This is a genomic window from Psychrobacter sp. 2Y5 (assembly GCF_051847375.1).
GTDB lineage: Bacteria > Pseudomonadota > Gammaproteobacteria > Pseudomonadales > Moraxellaceae > Psychrobacter.
Map to the genome: position 1 here is coordinate 15929 of NZ_JBPYDA010000007.1, position 15646 is coordinate 31574.

Below are 15646 nucleotides of genomic sequence, written 5' to 3' on the forward strand. Positions count from 1 at the left end.
GAATATTTACTCTACCTCGTTAAAAGGACGTTACGATGCTATCTGCTACAAAAGCCAAAAATCACTCTAAAGCCAAGAAAGCCAATTTTAACAAGGCTACTTTACTGCTGAGTAGTACCCTCTTGCTAGCAGTATCCGCTCACGCCGCGGAAACAAGCCAAGCTGTGATTAATAATACTTCCCTCAACACCAACGCGATTAATCTAGCGATTATGACTGAGGCGCCAACGCTAGTATCGGAGACTCAGCGCGTAACCCTAGCCAAGTCAAACGCTGCAACCAACGCTTTATCGTCTCCTGCTACAACCCAAGCTGACCAAGCTATCTATTCAAGCTCGGCCATTCAGCATCCTTTATGGGCCAAAAATGGCATGGTGGCTAGCCAAGAAGCGCTAGCCTCCGATATTGGTCTGCAAATTCTAAAAGATGGTGGCAATGCCGTTGATGCAGCGGTAGCCGTTGGTTTTGCTCTAGCGGTTACCTTACCGCGTGCTGGCAATATTGGCGGCGGCGGCTTTATGATGATTTATGATGCTAAGCAAGACCAAACCATTGCCCTTGATTACCGCGAAAAAGCGCCCAGTAGCGCTACGAGTGATATGTATTTGGATAATGACGGCGAAGCAGTCAGCGATTTGTCGCGTTATCACGGTTTAGCGGTTGGCGTGCCGGGAACGGTAGCCGGACTACTCAAGGCTTTAGAAGATCATGGTACGATGACCCGCCAGCAAGTCATGGCACCAGCGATTGCACTAGCTTCTGACGGCATTGAAGTCACAGTGGGCTTGTCGGAATCATTAGAGGCGCTAAAAGAACGGCTACAAAAGTGGCCGAGTACTAAAAAGATATTCTTTAAGGCTGATGGCAGTACCTATCAGCCCGGTGAGCGTTTGCGTCAGCCACAGCTTGCGCGCGCGCTCAAACTTATCGCCGATAAAGGCGCTGATGGTTTTTATAAGGGAGATACTGCAAGCAAAATTGTGAAAGCGGTCAACGCGGCTGGCGGCGCTATGAGCTTACAGGACTTAGCGAATTATGAGGCTATCGCGCGTGAGCCTGTCAAAGGCAATTATCGCGGTTATGAGATTGTCTCTATGCCGCCGCCGTCCTCTGGTGGCATTCACATCGTACAGATATTGAATATCCTAGAAGGCTATCCGCTAAAAGACTATGGACAAAATAGCGCACAAACGATTCATTTAATGAGCGAGGCAATGCAATTGGCTTATGCCGATCGTGCAGAATATCTGGGTGATTCTGACTTTGTCGATGTACCGACTAGCGGGCTTACCGCGCGTCCTTACGCCAATAAACTACGCAATTTAATAGATGTAAATAAAGCCACGCCAGCAGCTAGTATTAGGGCCAATAACCCGCTGCCCTATGAGAGCGATCAAACCACCCATTTCTCCATCGTCGATAAAGCTGGCAATGCGGTGGCAAATACTTATACGCTGAACTTCTCTTATGGCACAGGCCTTGTCGCTGAGGGCACAGGTATTCTATTAAATAATGAGATGGACGACTTCTCTGCTAAGCCTGGCACTTCAAACGCTTATGGACTCATAGGCGGTGAAGCCAATGCCGTTGAAGCTGGCAAGCGTCCTTTATCTTCTATGAGCCCAACCTTAGTATTCAAAGATAATAAGCCCTATATCGTCACCGGCAGTCCGGGTGGTAGCCGTATTATTACTACCGTCACCCAAATCATATCTAATGTCATCGACCACGATATGAATATCGCTGAGGCCACGCATGCGCCGCGTATTCATGATCAATGGCTGCCCGATGAGATTCGTGTTGAGAAAGCCCTGAATATCGATACGGTCAAAAAGCTAGAATCTATGGGTCACAAAGTCAGCCCTAAGGACACCATGGGCTCGACGCAGTCTATTATGCTCACACCCACTGGGATTTATGGTGCTTCTGATCCTAGGATTGTCGATGCGGCGGTGGTTGGGTATTAGCTTAGCTATATATTTATAAATACGTTTCGCGAAACTGAGTGGGTGACATCCCTGTGAACTGTTTAAACTGGCGGCTAAAAGCACTATGATCGCTATAGCCGCAGTTTAATGATATTTGAGTAATAGACGTCTCTGGTAGCGCTAATAGTTTGATCGCTTGCTCAAGTCGTAGCTTTTGTACAAACTGTAATGGTGACATATTTAGCACAGCTTTAAAGGTACGCTCCAACTGCGATACACTCAAATTAGCCAGCTCTGCTAGCTGCACTATAGTAATCTTCTGATCAAGATGCGCTCGTACAAACTGTGCCACTTCAGCTAAGCGCGCATGTTTACGTAAAATGCGCTCGTTATCTTCATCGATATCGACCGATATACCTACCATTGCGATTATCTGTTTTTGTAGATTATAAATAGGCAGTTTGTTGGTAATACACCACCCCAACTGACCGGATGCATAGCTATGTAGTTCTAAATCATCAACGATTGACTTCCCTTCTTGCAACACTTTCATATCTTGCAAAATATAATCTTTACTCTGCCGATGAGAAAACACCTGCTCAGTAGTGAAGCCAATAATATCTTCCCTTTTATCTAACTTACAGCGTTTCAATAGAGTTCTATTCGCTAGCTGATAACGTGCTCTTTCGTCCTTCACAAAGAACACAACATTGGTCAAGGTATCGAGCAGAGGTAATAATAGTGAGACGTTACCAACAAATGCAGCGCTATTATCTGGATAATAACTAACCATACTTTCCATACTTTGCTGTAATGACATCGCCAGCGTTGTTGTTTCCTCTACTGTTCCAGCAATCATACGTCCTCCTTGTCGCATCAATTACATCTTGTTTTTTTACCATTATTTTCTTGCTAGTTTCAGAATCATACCTATCAAAGCAAACATTCAGTGGTCATAAAATAGCTTGTATAGGTCTTTTTAACGATTACTAAATCTTGGCGACTTTTAGATAAACTCTCTTATAGTGTACACCGTTACACTATGCAGGAATGCGCATTCTTTCTTAAAAAAACAGCAAGACGACTGATTTAAAAAAGTCCATTCTGTATATAGACCTTAAATATTAGGTCATACGGAATATAAGTTTTTCACGGATGAATTAGGACGTCGGTCATGACTTCTACACTATTTAATTTCAAAATTATTGACTCTCATACTGGCGGTGAGCCTACCCGTATGGTTTATGACGGCTTCCCTGACCTTGTCGGTGACACCATTCAAGATAAGCTGCATTATTTCAAACAAAACTTCGACCATCTGCGTCAAAGTATCATTCTAGAGCCACGCGGCAATGATGTCCTTGTCGGTGCGCTACTCCTTCCTACATCTGATCCTAAAGCCACAGCAGGCGTTATCTTTTTTAACAATGCTGGTTATTTGGGTATGTGCGGACATGGCACCATTGGCGTCATTGCCTCTTTAGCGTATCAACAACAAATTACGGCTGGCGTCCATTGGCTTGAGACTCCAGTAGGCCTGGTTCAAGCCACACTTCATGATGATGGTAGCTGCAGCGTCCAAAACGTCCCCTCTTATCGTTATAAAAAACAAGTCGAAGTGCAAGTTCCGGGGCTAGGGCTTATCCGTGGCGATATCGCATGGGGTGGTAATTGGTTCTTTTTGGTTAGTGAGCACGGGCAGAATATTCAGGCCAATAATGTAAAAGAGTTAACTCAAGTTACTCTGCAGATTAAGCAAGCTTTAGTCGCTGCTAATATTACAGGCGAAAATGGTGGCGAGATTGATCATATTGAGCTTTTCGCTGATAGCAATAATGCCCAAGTAGATAGCAAAAACTTTGTATTGTGTCCAGGTTCAGCCTATGACCGCTCACCTTGCGGCACCGGTACTAGTGCCAAACTTGCCTGTCTAGCTGATGATAATCGTCTGGAACCTAAGCAGTTATGGCGACAGCAAGGCGTTGTTGGTAGCGTATTTACCGGCAGCTACCAGTATGCCACTGACCTCAAAAGCACCTCTGCGACGACCTATCCTGTAAACACTATTATTCCGACGATTTGCGGCCACGCTTATGTTTGTGCTGAGACCACACTTATCGTTCAAGCAGATGACCCTTTTAAATGGGGCATACCAGCTTAGTCGCTTGAATTCAGTAAGCTGGCAACTATAAGCGCGTAGCATTATTTAAGTACAATCGAGAATATTTATGAATACCTCAGACTTCGACTTACATATTATTGGCGGCGGCATTATTGGCTTAGCTACTGCAGTAACGTTGCAAGCGCGAGGCCTAAAGGTTGCATTACTTGAAGCAAACGAGATAGGACAAGGCGCTTCAATGGGTAATGCTGGACATATTGCCACAGAACAAGTATTTCCTATTGCTGATGCCAGTATGCTGCGCCATATTCCAGCTATGCTCTTTAATCCAGCAGGGACGCTACGCCTAGATTGGCGTTACCTTCCGCGCTTAATGCCATGGGCCATGCAGCTTTTGATGAACATGCGCGCTGAGCCCTTTGAGCGCATCCATCAAGCCTTATTAAACTTAAACCAACACAGCCTGCAATCTTGGCAAGACTTTAGCACTCAATGGCAGCTAAACGACTGGGTGCAGATAAAAGGTTCATTATTAACGGTCGAGAAGCAAAGCAGCGTTGCGCCTCTAATTGCGCATGGCAAACGCCTTAATGATATTGGTGTGATCAACGAATTACTAAACAAACAAGAGTTGTTAGCACGTGAGCCCGCCTTACAGGACAACCAGCTCAATGCATTATTTTTCCCTGATACGGGACATATCACCAATTTAAAAGCGGTCATTAACCAGTTGACAGACACTTTTAGACAATTAGGTGGTCATATCATTGAGCACTGCCGAGTGCTTGAAGCCAGCCTAAACATAGAGGGTATCCACCTGAAAACCAGTCAAGGTGATATCTCAGTATCCAAAGTCATGTTATCTGCAGGCGCACACTCTAAAAATTTGGCCAAGCAGCTCACAGGGGTAAACATTCCCTTAGATACCGAGCGCGGTTATCACTTGATGCTCCCCTGTGAGCGCCAGCGTTTGCAGATACCTGTATCAAGTATGGATAGACGTTTCATCATGACTCCGATGCAAGAAGGTCTGCGCCTAGCTGGCACTGTGGAGTACGCAGGGCTTGAAGCTCCTGCCAATATGCAGCGCGCCCAAATGCTGTTACAACAAGCGCAGCCTATGCTCAAAGCGCCCTTAAATACAGAAGACAGCATGCCGTGGATGGGATTTCGGCCATCGACAGCAGACTCGCTACCAGTCATCGATAAAATTGAGCGGGTATTTTTGAACTTTGGTCATCAGCATTTGGGTTTAACGCAAGCAGTCGTCAGTGCGCAGATGATTGCAGAGTACTATTTTGACGAACCCCATACTATTGACCCAAAACCTTATAAGCTTCAGCGTTTTAAGAGAGGGCCTTAATAGTATCAATACTAATAAAAAACGTTGTGCTAAAACCCTCATATTTGATCCTATGATTTCAATTAAACAACCAAGCAGTTTACTCGTCATTGAATCACAGCTGATTCAATCATCATTAAGAAAACCACTATTAATAAGGATAGTCTCATGAACATAAATGGAATTTTAGTCCCGATCGTTACTCCTTTTGACAACAATGGCGACGTTGATGCGCAAAAGCTAACCAAGCTCGTTGAAGCCTTTATCGATAAAGGCGTTTCCGGCATCGTTGCTTGTGGTACTACGGGCGAGTATTACACCTTTTCAGAAGCAGAGCGCGAGCTGGTCTTAACCACGATCGCTAAAGCTGCTAAAGATAAGGTCACCTTAATCGCTGGCATCAATAGTTTATCAACGGATCACTCTATCGAACTCGCTAAGCAAGCTAAAGAGTTAGGCTATGACGGGCTGATGCTATCTGCCACCCCTTATAGCTTACCTGAGCAAGATGGCGTAATTGCTCACTTTGAAAAAGTCGCCGACGCCAGCGAGCTACCTATCATCATGTATAACTTCCCTGATCGGGTCGGCGTTAGCATCGAGTTTGAGACGGTCGCCCATTTAGCCAAACATCCTAATATCGCCGGCGTCAAAGAAAGTAGCGGCGACTTTAGTCATGCGCTGCGTATGCTGCAAGCTGATTTTGATAATTTTGAAGTGGTTTGCGGCTGTGATGACCAGCCTGTTGATTTCTTCTTTTGGGGCGCGAAAAGCTGGATAGCCGGTGCAGCGAACGTTTTTCCGGCAGAACAAGTAGCACTCTTTAATGCGACCCAACAAGGCGATTGGGATAAAGCCAAAAAAATCATGAGTGAGATTTATCCTGCTATCCACTCTATGGAATCTGGCAACTATAACCAAAAAGCTAAAGCGGGCTGCTTAAAAGGCAGCATGGATGTTGGCTCAGTACGTGTGCCGTTAACTGACATGCCAACTGATGAAAAAGAAGAGTTTCTAGCACTGTTGTCTAAATAGTACTCCGTTTAGTAAAAAAATATTAAGCATAATTAACGCTAAGTTTGATGCCTTATTCAAAATTGAAACCTAAGCTTTCAAACCTACGTTATCAAGCTTAGCCGACAAGGATTAAAAAAATGACCGTTAAAGAACAACTCACTAAAGAACAAGTATTTGAGCAAGCCAAGCAGCAAAAGCTGTGGGCGGGACATCTAATAGCCGCTGACGACTTGTCAGAAGCGACTTTGGACAATACTACTCCAATTGATAATAGCGTGATCGGTCAGATTGCCTCTGGTACTGCCGATGATGTCGATGCCGCTGTAAAAGTGGCGCGCGATAGTTTTGAAAATGGAGAATGGCGCCGTCTAGCGCCTGCAGAACGTAAAGCCATCATGCAGCGTTGGTGTAGCCTAATGCATGAACATTTTGAAGAGCTAGCAGCTTTAGACTGTGTTGATGCTGGCAAGCCGATTACTGAATGCTTGAACACGGACATGCCAGCGACTGTCGAAACTTTTGAATGGTATGCCGAAGCCGCCGACAAGATCTTTGGTAAAGTCGCCCCGACAGGTAACGATGCTTTAGGACTCATCGTCCAAGAGCCAATCGGTGTCGTCGGTGCGGTATTACCATGGAACTTCCCTGCGCAAATGTACGCCTGGAAGGTCGCTCCTGCTCTCATCATGGGTAACTCCGTTATCGTTAAACCTGCTGAGCTAACCTCATTATCAGCTTACCGTTTAACCGAACTTGCCTATGAAGCAGGCGTACCAAAAGAGGCGCTACAGATGGTTTGCGGCCTTGGTGAAAATGTCGGCGCCGCTTTAGGTCAGCACATGGATGTCGACATGGTGTCCTTCACTGGCTCAACTGAGGTCGGACGTTTGTTCTTACAGTATGCCGCGCAAAGCAACTTAAAAGAAATTGTCTTAGAGTGCGGTGGCAAAAGCCCGCAAATTGTTTTTGATGATGCTGCGCTTGATGATGCTGCCATTAACGATATATTATCCGCCGCCTTTTGGAATATGAGTGAGAACTGTAGCTGCGGCTCACGTTTATTAGTCCATAGCAGCCAAAAAGAGCATCTCCTTGATAAGTTAAAAGAGGGACTTAAAGAATGGAAAGTCGGTTCACCTTATGATGTCGATACCGCTATCGGCCCAATGATTGAAAAAGCACATTTTGATAAAGTTTCTCACTATCTCGAGACTGCAAAAGAGGAAGGCGCAACTATCGTTGCAGGCGGCTCTATTCGAGAAGACTTAGGTAGCGGTTGGTATGTTGAACCTACTATTTTCGATGAGGTTACAGCCGATATGACTTTGTTCAAAGAAGAGGTTTTCGGCCCCTTGTTAGCGGTCACTACTTTTGAGAGTGAAGAAGAAGCTATTCAATTAGCCAATGAGACCAATTACGGCTTGGCAGCCTCTTTTTATACGCAAAATATCAAACGCGCTTATCGAGTAGCCTCTGCTATTAAAGCCGGTACGGTTTCGATTAATGGCTTCTCAGAAGGTGATATCACTACTCCGTTCGGAGGCTATAAGCAATCTGGATTTGGGGGTCGTGACAACGGACTTGAAGCGTTGGCACAGTATGCGCAAACCAAAACCATTTGGTTGGTTAACTAGTAGCCCTAGTTGGTTTTTATGTCACCTGATGTTGTGACTGAACAGTGTTTTTTATTATCAGAATAACCCAAGACTTTAGTCACACACTTACAAGGAAGTAAGACTATGGAAGCGATTATCAATACCATCGTCGGTTATATATGGAGCGATGCGTTAGTTTATTTAGCACTCGGTGTCGGTATATATTTCACCATCATGACCCGCGGAGTGCAGTTCCGCTATCTCAAAGAGATGATTAAACTATTATTTGACAAACAAACTTCAGCCCAAGGCATTAGCTCCTTCCAAGCTTTTAGTATGGCTTTGTCGGGCCGTATCGGTGTCGGCAACATTGCTGGAGTCGCTACTGCCATCGCAGCAGGTGGGCCAGGCGCCGTATTTTGGATGATTGTCATGGGCCTGCTCGGTGGCGCTAGTGCCTTTATTGAATCAACGCTTGCACAGGTTTATAAGCATACTGTTGATGATCAGTATCGTGGCGGCTCACCATTTTATATCGAGCGTGGGCTTAAGATGAAGCCTTTTGCTCTTGTCGTCGCTGCTGTGACCTGTTTGTCCTACGGTGTTCTAGTGCCAGGCGTACAAGCAAATACTATTGCTGACTCTTTTAATACCGCCTTTAATCTCCCCCCTATGGCAACTGGTATCATTATCGTAGCACTGCTAGCCTTTATTATCTTTGGCGGTATCAAACGTATTGCAAGCTTTGCTGGTACTGTAGTGCCTTTTATGGCGATTGGCTATATTTTGCTCATGGTTGTCGTCTTAGGTTTTAATGCCTCAAACCTACCCGCCATGTTTGCTCTGATCTTCAAAAGCGCTTTTGGTATGGACGCTGTATTTGGTGGTATTGTCGGCACCGCTATTTCTTGGGGCGTACGCCGTGCGGTCTTCTCAAACGTAGCAGGCGCAGGTGAAGCAACCTTCGGCTCCGCTGCTGCAGAAGTATCTCATCCTGCCAAACAAGGTTTAGTACAAAGCTTTTCTATCTACGTCGATACGGTTCTGGTCTGTACTGCTACTGCCTTGATGATACTATCTACTGGTATGTACAACGTCATTCCTGCAGAAGGTATGGTATTAGTCGAAAACATGCCAGGCGTTGCAGCTGGAACTGCATTTACTCAAGCTGCGGTCTCAACTGTATTTAGCCAATATGGTAGTGCCTTTGTCGCTATCGCCATTTTCTTATTTGCCTTTACCTGTTTAATTGCTTATTACTATATCGCTGAGACTACACTCGTTTATCTAGATCAAAAACTGCGCTACCCTGTTTTAAAAACTGTATTAAAAATAGTATTTTTAGTTATTTGCTTCACTGGCAGTATGCAATCAGTCGGCGTGATGTGGGCGCTAGGTGATATTGGCTTCGGTAGCATGTGTTATCTTAACTTCATAGCTATCTTGTTGCTCAGTAAAACCGCTTTAAAAGTTCTGAAAGATTACGACGAACAAAAGAAGCTGGGACTCGATCCTGTCTTTGATCCTAGGAAGGTAGGTATTGAAAATGCTGATTTTTGGATAGAGTATAGCGATAAATATGATAAACGTTAATCCATAACAGTCTCATTCTTAATTATCCAATAAAAAATCTTCTATATCTTAATGGTTTAGAAGATTTTTTATTGAATGACAAATTATTATCCGTTACTCTCACTGCAGCAATAACGCTTGAAAATGTGGCTGTCAGCGCCAAACAATGCTATCATTAGCGGCTGATATAGAGAGCACTGCCATTTTATTGACAGTATTTTTTATGGATTAAATGCTTGATAATAAGCATTATTTTTCATAAAAATCATCACGGCGTGAAAAAAAACAATAACAAAATAATACCCTTGGCTTATCTCCAACCCGCTTTCTCACCTGGCTTCTTTAAGAGTACTCTATGGCATTTGTACACCTCGGCATTCATAGCGAATATTCTATTACCGATTCTATCGTGCGTATCAAGCCACTAATCAAGGCGGCGGTGGCAGATGGTCAGCAAGCGCTGGCATTGACCGATTTATCCAACCTTTATGCCACGGTGAAGTTTTATCGTGGCTGTTTAAATGCTGGCATCAAACCTATCATCGGCAGCGAAGTCATCATGGATAATGAGGACACGAGACTGACGTTGCTAGCTTTGGATAATGAAGGTTATCAAAACATTACTCGCATCGTCTCGCTAGGCTTCACCGAAGGCCGCGCTGATCCTGCCAATCACGGCACCCCTATCGTCAAGCGTAGCGATATCCTTGCTCATGCTGCAGGCGTCATTGTCTTATTTACCGAAAAATCTGATGTCGGACAGGCGCTGATTGGCTCTATGCCAGAGCGCGCGGATGAGCTCCTTATTGAATGGCAGGCCAAGTTTGCCGATCGCCTATACTTTGCAATAAAACGTACCAATCGCAGCGGCGAAGACGCGTTTATTCAAGCGGCTATTCATGCTGGCGCTAAGCATCGTATTGCCCTAGTTGCTCACAACGACGTGCGTTTTTTACAGCAAGAGGACTTCGATGCTCATGAAGCGCGCGTGTGTATTGCCGGCTCTTACGTCTTAGCAGATGCCAATCGTCCACGAAATTACTCTGATGAGCAGTACCTAAAAACTCAAGCACAAATGCAGCAGCTGTTCGCTGATATTCCGCAAGTTATCGATAACACTATGCGCTTAGCGACGCGTTGTAACGTTACCTTAACCCTCGGTATTAACGTGTTGCCTGATTTTCCTGTGCCTGAGGGCGAAACCATCGAGTCGTTTTTTCGGGCTGAGTCGCAGCGCGGTCTTGAGCACCGACTGGACAAGCTGTTTCCTGTTGTCGAGCGTAATGAGAGCTGGAGTGACTTTCGTAAGCAGTACGATGAGCGCTTAGAATATGAGCTAGGTATTATCTTATCGATGGGCTTTCCTGGTTACTTCTTAATCGTTATGGACTTTATCCGCTGGGCAAAAGCCAACGGCGTGCCTGTCGGTCCGGGGCGTGGCTCTGGTGCCGGCTCCTTAGTGGCCTATGCACTGAACATTACTGATCTTGATCCCATTCATTATGATTTATTGTTTGAGCGTTTTTTGAACCCCGAGCGGGTATCGATGCCGGATTTCGATATTGACTTTTGTATTGAAGGGCGCGACCGCGTCATCGATTATGTAGCGCAAACTTATGGCCGTGAGGCAGTCTCGCAAATCATCACCTTCGGTACTATGGCGGCCAAAGCGGTGGTGCGTGACGTGGCGCGAGTACAAAGCAAGTCGTACTTTTTAGCCAACAAAATCTCTAAGCTCATCCCTAAAACGCCTGGCATCACTCTCAGCCAAGCGCTAGAGCAAGAGCCGCAGCTCAAAGACTTAATCTCTAACCCTGATAATATGGATTATGAAGATGCCATTGAGATCTGGGAGATGGCGATTAAGCTTGAAGGCGTGTGCCGTAACGTCGGTAAGCATGCCGGCGGCGTACTCATCGCTCCGCATAGGATCACCGATTTTAGCGCGATTTATTGTGATGACGAGGGTCACCGTGTCAGTCAGTTTGATAAAGATGATGTTGAAGATGTCGGACTAGTGAAGTTTGACTTTCTGGGACTGCGTAACTTAACTGTCATCGATGCGGCGGTGAAAAACATCAATGAGCGCCGCGCTCGTGAAGGTAAAGAAGTTTTAGTATTAGAAGATTTGCCACTAGACGATAGCAAAGCCTATAAACTACTGCAAGATGCCAAAACTACCGCCGTGTTTCAGCTTGAGAGTATGGGTATGAAAAAGTACCTAGCCAAGTTGCAACCAACGAATATCGAAGATGTGATCGCGATGTGCGCCCTCTACCGTCCCGGTCCTCTCGATGCTGGCATGGTAGAGATGTATATCGACCGTAAGCATGGCCGCGAAGAAGTCATCTACGATCATCCCAATCTTGAACCGATACTGCAAAATACCAATGGCGTTATTGTCTATCAAGAGCAAGTGATGCAGATCTCGCAGGTGATGGCCGGTTACAGTCTCGGCGGCGCAGATATGCTGCGCCGAGCTATGGGTAAAAAGAAACCTGAAGAGATGGCCAAACAGCGCGATATCTTTGTCACTGGTGCCACCGATCAGGGTATCGATGAGGTCACCTCAGGCGGTGTTTTCGACTTGATGGAGAAGTTCGCCGGTTATGGTTTTAACCGCTCGCATTCTGCCGCTTATGGGGTGCTCGCTTATCAGACCGCTTATCTTAAGCGCTACTATCCAAGCGAATTTATGGCAGCGGTACTCACCTCAGATATGAACAACACCGATAACGTGGTGTTCTTTATCAATGATTGCCGCGAGAACTTTGGCTTAACCGTCATTAATCCTTCGGTTAATCGCAGCGCTTGGCATTTTGTCGCTGATACCCCGACCAATATCATCTATGGCTTAGGTGCAATCAAAGGCGTCGGTGAAGGCGCGGTTGAATCTATTGTCGAAGCGCGTCGCCTTGATGGACCTTTTACCGACTTATACGACTTTTGTCGCCGCGTCGATATTAAAAAAGTTAATAAGCGCACGCTTGAAGCTTTGGTTAGTGCCGGCTGCTTTGATGACTTTGCTGCCACGTTGCGACCTGACCTGCCAGACGATGCTGCTTACGAGATACGCGGGGCATTGATGAGTCAATTGCCAAGTGCAGTGCAAGCCGCTGAACAAGACCGCAAAAATGGCGAGCTTGGTATGATGGATTTGTTCGGTGAGATGGACAGCGTGGTTGCTGCGCCGCCGCTGAAAATGACCCCTGAACTGATTTGGGGCGATAAGCATCGCCTAAAAGCCGAGAAGAATACTTTAGGCCTTTATCTTACCGGTCACCCGATTAATGAGTATTTAGATGAGCTCAAACGCTACACTTCAGGGACGCGGCTCAACAAACTCACCGACACTGGTTATAACGGTAGCTGTTACTTCGCGGGTCTTATTATCGACATGGCAAACTTCGGTAATCGCCATGTCATTACTTTAGATGACGGTACCTCACGGCTTGAAGTCAGCTGTTATGCTGAGCGTTTCAATCGCGTCAAAGAGCAGCTAAAAGTCGATGAAGTGGTCATCATCAAAGGCAGTATCCGTGAGCGTGATGGACGCCTATTCGCTCGCCTTGATAATGCGATGACGATGGTCGATGCGCGTCTGCGCTGGCTAAAAAAAATCAGTATCAAAGTGCACCATGAAGACCTCAAACTTCTGGCCCGCCTGCAGCCTTTATTAAAATCGGCACAAGCTGACATCATCCCAGCGCCAAGACTGTCTCATTATGGCGAAGATGATGAGCTAGAGGGCGACGCTCAAAACTACTATGATAGCGCTATGGGCGCAAGCTTATATGATGAAGAGGGCAATGATCTTATGGCTTTAGAGTCTCATACTGCTAATGGTGATGAAGATAATTTCACTTATAATGACAGCGTCATGAACGATAACTGTACGCCTCTTGGTCTCAGCGTTTACGCCGATTATGGCATTGCGAATGTCGGTTTATCAGAGCATTGGCGTGTCTATCCTAATGATGATAATCTACAGCAGCTAAAGACGATGATTAGTGAGGATAACCTGCATTTTCATTACAACTAATATTTGCACTGCTAATGGTAGTATTGGCCGTTAGTAAATTCAACTTAAGTAACCTTTATACCCTTATTGGACCTTTTTATCATGACTGATGCTGAGTACAAAAATATTAACACCATTGGCGATAGCTTCAATAGTCTCCCTCAAGTCATCATCGATGATGCTCAATTCGAGGAGATGCGCGACTTACTAGAAGAGGACTTTGTCGATTTAGTACAAACCTTTATTGACGATAGCAAACAGCGAATTGTGCTGATGCAAGCGGCGCAAGTCAATAATGATAATGCCAATGGCTTTGAGTTCGCCCATGCCTTAAAGGGGGCTAGTGCTACCCTAGGCGCTACGCAGTTAGTAACGCTCAGCGAGCAGCTAGAGAGCGCTTGTCGTAGGCAGCAGATTAGCAACCAAAGTGAGCTAATTACGCGCTTGTCAACCGCACTTTTGGACGTCGAACAAGAGATCAACCAACGTTTAGGGTTATAGATATGACGTCCACTCCTTCTGCATCCGGCGTCCTAAAAGTTAGCGATTATTTATCCTGCCTGCAAGTCGTGATGGTCAATACTACCCTACCTGCCAATATCGGTTCAGCAGCGCGGGCCATGCATACTATGGGTTTATCTCATTTAACTGTCGTCGATCCTAAGCTGCCAATAGATGAAACTAGTGTCTCCCACGCAGCAGGTGGTAGTGAAATATTGGCAGCCGCTCACATCGCACCCACTTTAGAAGAAGCGATTGGCGATTGTCAGTTAGTGTTTGCCGCTAGTAGTCGTAGTCGTCATCTTCCGCGTCCCGTGGTGACCCCCGTGCAGGCGGCTAAAATCATGTTAGAGTTTATTGATGCGCAAACGGATATTGGTACTCAATCCAAGCTATCAGCAGCAAGCCAACCTAAGATTGCAATCCTCTTTGGTCGTGAAGATCGTGGCCTAACCAATGAGGAGCTGGCCTTTGCCGATTTTCATATCCAAATCGATGCCAATCCTGACTACCCGGTGCTCAATGTCGCCTCAGCGGTGCAAGTCATCGCTAGCTTTATCTTTGCCTATGCGCAAACTCATAAAGCGAGTGCTAATCCTAAGCTCATTGATAAGAGCAGTGATGACGAGGACCAAGCTGCCGCCTCCTTAGTCAATACTTTTATCCGTCAGCAATGGGATGAGCCCGCTATCACTCAGCAGCAATTACAAAAGCTCACTCAGCGCAGTACTGAACTGATGGTGGCACTTAATCTCGCTGATAGTGATCACTTAAGATCACTGCCAGCACGTCTATCGCGACTGGGCTCACGTCTGCAGCTTGACCAAAAAGAATATCAGCTATTGAGTGCTTTGATAGCTAAACTCTCAAAGGATTACTAACCTTATAGAAAACTAAATGGAGTTCATTATGAATTGGACAGTTTACTTATCTGGTGAGATTCACACAGACTGGCGCGAGCAAATCATGCAAGGTGCAAAAGATCATGGCCTAAATATTGAATTCACCTCGGCCGTGACTGATCACGACGCTAGCGATGCTGCGGGTGATGTACTGGGTGAGAACGACAAGCAATTTTGGCGCGATCATCAGTCGTCTAAGGTCAACTCCATTCGCACTAAAACCTTAATTCAGAACTGTGATATTGCCATCATTCGCTTTGGTGATAAATACAAGCAGTGGAACGCAGCCTTTGATGCCGGCTTTTGCGCCGCTTTAGGCAAGCCGTACATCACTCTACACAACGATGATATTATTCATCCGCTAAAAGAAGTCGACGCGGCCGCTATGGCATGGGCACAGACCCCAGAACAAATTGTCGAAATCCTTAAATATACCACTAGCAATACTTAAGCAGTCGTCATTAAAAGTAAGACACTAAGCAGAATTCATATAATTCTGCTTTTAGTTAATAAACCTACATTATTTGCTAATCTGTTGTTATTTATGGCTTAGAGCTATATTTTGTAAGGCAAAGCTGCTATAACTAAAAACTATAAGCAAGCAGTTTAATTCAGTATGTAATCAAAGAATATGATAGGACGCGTT

11 protein-coding genes are annotated in these 15646 nt (G+C 45.5%); 10 read left to right on the plus strand and 1 reads right to left on the minus strand.

Going from position 1 to position 15646, the window contains the following annotated elements:
* Positions 1 to 35: 35 nt before the first annotated feature.
* Entirely contained in the window at positions 36 to 1967 is a 1932-nt protein-coding gene (ggt, locus tag ACS8E3_RS08465) for a gamma-glutamyltransferase (RefSeq protein ID WP_439243200.1), read from the plus strand.
* A 13-nt stretch (positions 1968 to 1980) separates the two neighbouring features.
* Here the strand turns inward: ggt and ACS8E3_RS08470 are convergent, their stop codons facing one another.
* Complete coding sequence (locus ACS8E3_RS08470) at positions 1981 to 2787, minus strand: helix-turn-helix domain-containing protein (protein ID WP_439243202.1); 807 nt, start codon at positions 2785 to 2787, stop codon at positions 1981 to 1983.
* Between the two features lie 315 nt (positions 2788 to 3102).
* Between ACS8E3_RS08470 and ACS8E3_RS08475 the strand changes: the two genes are divergently transcribed.
* The 9 genes from ACS8E3_RS08475 to ACS8E3_RS08515 all read left to right on the plus strand — a co-directional run bounded on the left by ACS8E3_RS08475 (position 3103) and on the right by ACS8E3_RS08515 (position 15451).
* Entirely contained in the window at positions 3103 to 4089 is a 987-nt protein-coding gene (locus tag ACS8E3_RS08475; protein ID WP_439243204.1) for a proline racemase family protein, read from the plus strand.
* Positions 4090 to 4156: 67 nt separating this feature from the next.
* Entirely contained in the window at positions 4157 to 5413 is a 1257-nt protein-coding gene (locus tag ACS8E3_RS08480) for an NAD(P)/FAD-dependent oxidoreductase (RefSeq protein ID WP_439243206.1), read from the plus strand.
* A 147-nt stretch (positions 5414 to 5560) separates the two neighbouring features.
* Positions 5561 to 6427 (plus strand): 4-hydroxy-tetrahydrodipicolinate synthase, encoded by an 867-nt coding sequence (dapA, locus tag ACS8E3_RS08485; RefSeq protein ID WP_439243208.1) that lies wholly within the window; start codon positions 5561 to 5563, stop codon positions 6425 to 6427.
* A 119-nt stretch (positions 6428 to 6546) separates the two neighbouring features.
* Positions 6547 to 8043 (plus strand): aldehyde dehydrogenase, encoded by a 1497-nt coding sequence (locus ACS8E3_RS08490; protein ID WP_439243210.1) that lies wholly within the window; start codon positions 6547 to 6549, stop codon positions 8041 to 8043.
* Positions 8044 to 8148: 105 nt separating this feature from the next.
* The gene (locus tag ACS8E3_RS08495; RefSeq protein WP_439243212.1) at positions 8149 to 9597 is read left to right on the plus strand and encodes an alanine/glycine:cation symporter family protein; all 1449 of its coding nucleotides are present in this window, start codon (positions 8149 to 8151) and stop codon (positions 9595 to 9597) included.
* Between the two features lie 334 nt (positions 9598 to 9931).
* Complete coding sequence (gene dnaE, locus ACS8E3_RS08500; protein ID WP_439243214.1) at positions 9932 to 13618, plus strand: DNA polymerase III subunit alpha; 3687 nt, start codon at positions 9932 to 9934, stop codon at positions 13616 to 13618.
* Positions 13619 to 13699: 81 nt separating this feature from the next.
* The gene (locus ACS8E3_RS08505; RefSeq protein WP_439243216.1) at positions 13700 to 14098 is read left to right on the plus strand and encodes an Hpt domain-containing protein; all 399 of its coding nucleotides are present in this window, start codon (positions 13700 to 13702) and stop codon (positions 14096 to 14098) included.
* A 2-nt stretch (positions 14099 to 14100) separates the two neighbouring features.
* Complete coding sequence (locus tag ACS8E3_RS08510; RefSeq protein WP_439243218.1) at positions 14101 to 14979, plus strand: RNA methyltransferase; 879 nt, start codon at positions 14101 to 14103, stop codon at positions 14977 to 14979.
* A 28-nt stretch (positions 14980 to 15007) separates the two neighbouring features.
* Entirely contained in the window at positions 15008 to 15451 is a 444-nt protein-coding gene (locus ACS8E3_RS08515; RefSeq protein ID WP_439243220.1) for a YtoQ family protein, read from the plus strand.
* The last annotated feature ends 195 nt before the right edge of the window (positions 15452 to 15646 follow it).